This window comes from Mucilaginibacter sp., from assembly GCF_036383575.1.
Lineage (GTDB): Bacteria > Bacteroidota > Bacteroidia > Sphingobacteriales > Sphingobacteriaceae > Mucilaginibacter.
In genome coordinates this window covers 1-2,884 of sequence record NZ_DASVOB010000698.1, presented here as the reverse complement: position 1 = coordinate 2,884, position 2,884 = coordinate 1, and the positions used below count along the sequence as shown (strand labels likewise).

Sequence of the window (2,884 nt, the reverse complement as noted above, 5' to 3'; positions counted from 1 at the left end):
AGGGTTTTGATTTTAAAACGTTTAATGATCAAAACGGAGGTCATCCCTACAACAATGGCACTGCCAATGATACCGTACATATGAAATGATTGCAGCCTGAACATTTCCTGGATCCTGAACCAGGAGATCACCTCTGACTTTACCAGCACTATGCCAAAAAGCAGGCCTGCAAACAGGTATTTGATATTGCGCATATTATAAATGTAAAAGATATGGTAAAATAAACCAGGTCATGATAAAGCCGCCTGCCATGAAACAGCAGGTAGCTACAAGCGATGGCCATTGCAGGCTCGAAATGCCCATAATGGCATGACCTGATGTGCAGCCGCCGGCATATCTTGTACCAAAGCCTACCAAAAATCCGCCTATCACCATAAAAATAAAACCTCTTAAAGTGAGCAGCTGATCAAAACTGAAAATATCCTTTGGCAGTAAATCATTAAAATCTTTAATACCTTGTTGCTTAAGCAGGATATGGGTTTGCGGGTTAATATTAACCGGATGATTGGCCGAAAGAAACTGGGCGGCTATAAATCCGCCCAAAACAATGCCGGCGACAAAAAACAGGTTCCAGCTTTCTTTTTTCCAGCCGTATTTAAAAAAAGAAATATTGGCAGGGATACATGCTGCGCAGATATGCCTCAATGATGATGAAATGCCAAAGGTTTTATTACCGATGATGAGCAAGGCTGGCACGACAAGGCCTATCAGCGGACCTGCCACATACCAGGGCCAGGGTTGGGTTATTAAATCCATAATTTACAGGTTAATAAATGGCAAATATATCCGATGTAAATTGGCAAATTATTAATTTCATTCCTGTTAAACTGTGATTTGTACAATTTAATTTTTTATTTGTTTTAACAATATTGTTACATATATTTACTGTTGATTATATACCCTAACAGTAATTTCTTTTGGTGAAAAAGCTTATAGCAATACTATTGTTGAATGTACATCTGTTCAATTTGGGCGGGTACAATTTGGCATTCCAGTATTTTATTCACCGGTCTGAAGTGCAAATTGTAAAAGAAATTTACGAAAACAAGGTTGATGCTACCAAGCTTGTTGAGATCAAGATCCCTGTACATCTTCCCCAAATCCACAGCTGGACCGGTTATGTACATGATCAGGGCCAATTGCAGTTAAAAGGCGTTTACTATAATTACCTGCGTTATAAGGTTACGCAGGATACGATGTCGTTCATTTGTATAGCCAATAGTGTTAAAACACGTTTGGTTAAAGCCAATCTCATTATTGCCAAAGAAATAAGCGATGTGCCCTTGAGTAAAAAGGGCCATGATCAATCGCAGAAAAAAGTAAATACCGGGAGCGAGTATAGCTTCCAGGTTATGCACTACCAATTCTTATCTTACGGAAGGATATTAAAGGTACATTCACGCCCTATAGCCTACCATGTAAATTCACCCTTCATCGAGTCACCCGGCAAACCGCCAAACTCTGCATGCTGATTGTTGCCTGTAAATTATGAGTTAAATTGATTTGTGTGCCTGTAGTTTAAGGATACAAACCGTTTTTATCATTTTGCTGTAGGAAGTAACCTGTTCTTTTACGGGTTATGTAAAACAGCTCCTGTTTACGGCTTTGATCATGCTCCTTAAAGCTGATATATTATCAACCATCGCCGGTTAAGCGAGTATAGTTGATAATGTTGATCCGGCTTGTTAACCATTGTATTATTAATTATTACCCTTTATTTAAACGTAATGAAATTTATGTCGCTGTATTTTTACAGATGTTGTATTGTAGTTTCTTTTTTATTGGCTGTTGTGCAAGGTGCCAAAGCCCAAACCGATGCTGATGCATTGATGATCCCTAAAAATTATTTTTGTGCTGCCGCAGTATACACCCATGGGAGTTGGGACCATTACTGGGAAGGTACTTTTAAACGGGATAATCAAAACTTAGGCACCGTAAGTACAAATGTTTACAGCCTGGGTGGTAACTATGGTCTTTCAAACCGGATCAACTTGTTATTTATGGTTCCTTACGTAACCACAAACGCATCTGCCGGTACTTTACGTGGCGAAAGATCATTTCAGGACCTTACCGTTTCGGTTAAATGGATGGCCATAAAAGAGGAGATAGGCAGTGGCTTATTCAGCGTTCATGCTATCGCTACCGGTATTTTGCCTTTAGCCAATTATCAAGCCGACTTTCTGCCTTTATCTGTAGGTTTACATAGCAAAAGTGCTGCTTTGCGCGCCTTGCTTAACTATCAAACAGGCAGGTTCTTCGTGGCAGGTTCGGGCCAGTACATCCGTCGTGACAACATTACTATCGACAGAACTTCATACTACACCACCGAAATGCACTACACCAATGAGGTACAGTTGCCAAATGCTACTAATTTTATGTTTAGCAGCGGTTACCGCAGCCTTAAGTTTAATGCCGAAGCTACGTTTACTAAAATTACAAGTACAAGCGGTTTTGATATCCGTAAAAACGATATGCCTTTTCCAAGTAACCGTATGAACAGTACTGCTGTTGGTTTAATACTTAAATACAGCTTACAATCGGTAAGTGGGCTTGAGTTTACTGCCGGTGGTAACTATGTTTTGGACGGACGTAACGTTGGCCAAACACGGTCGGGATATGCTGGTGTGTATTATGTATTCAGCACCAAAAAGGAGAAGTAATAAGAGGTTGGACAATCAATGATCAATGAAATGAAAAAAACTATACTTAATATATTTACAATTACAGCACTGGCCGCGGTAACTTTCAGTTCGTGCAGGAAAGATATTTTAGACCGTACCTCGCTGTATCCCGCGCTCAAACCCTCAAATCTGGATCTTGCTGCCGATACCTGGAAACCGGTGCTGGTCACAGATTTTAGTACACTTACCGTGGCTACACCGGA

At 40.2% G+C, this 2,884-nt stretch carries 4 protein-coding genes and 1 pseudogene; 3 read left to right on the top strand and 2 right to left on the bottom strand.

The window, feature by feature from the left end; translation table 11 throughout:
• Positions 1-194 (bottom strand): annotated as a pseudogene (locus VF500_RS24770) (transporter); the annotation flags it as partial.
• Position 195: 1 nt separating this feature from the next.
• The gene (locus tag VF500_RS24765; protein WP_330862241.1) at positions 196-756 is read right to left on the bottom strand and encodes a YeeE/YedE family protein; all 561 of its coding nucleotides are present in this window, start codon (positions 754-756) and stop codon (positions 196-198) included.
• Positions 757-920: 164 nt separating this feature from the next.
• On the opposite strand from VF500_RS24765, the gene VF500_RS24760 reads away from it, so the two are divergent.
• The 3 genes from VF500_RS24760 to VF500_RS24750 form a co-directional block, all read left to right on the top strand.
• Positions 921-1,472 carry a hypothetical protein gene (locus tag VF500_RS24760; RefSeq protein WP_330862240.1) on the top strand — a complete coding sequence of 184 codons (552 nt, stop codon included), beginning with the start codon at positions 921-923 and terminating at the stop codon, positions 1,470-1,472.
• 264 nt (positions 1,473-1,736) lie between these two features.
• Entirely contained in the window at positions 1,737-2,660 is a 924-nt protein-coding gene (locus VF500_RS24755) for a hypothetical protein (RefSeq protein ID WP_330862239.1), read from the top strand.
• A gap of 30 nt (positions 2,661-2,690) precedes the next feature.
• The coding region (locus VF500_RS24750) for a hypothetical protein (RefSeq protein ID WP_330862238.1) at positions 2,691-2,884 on the top strand (194 nt) is incomplete at its 3' end.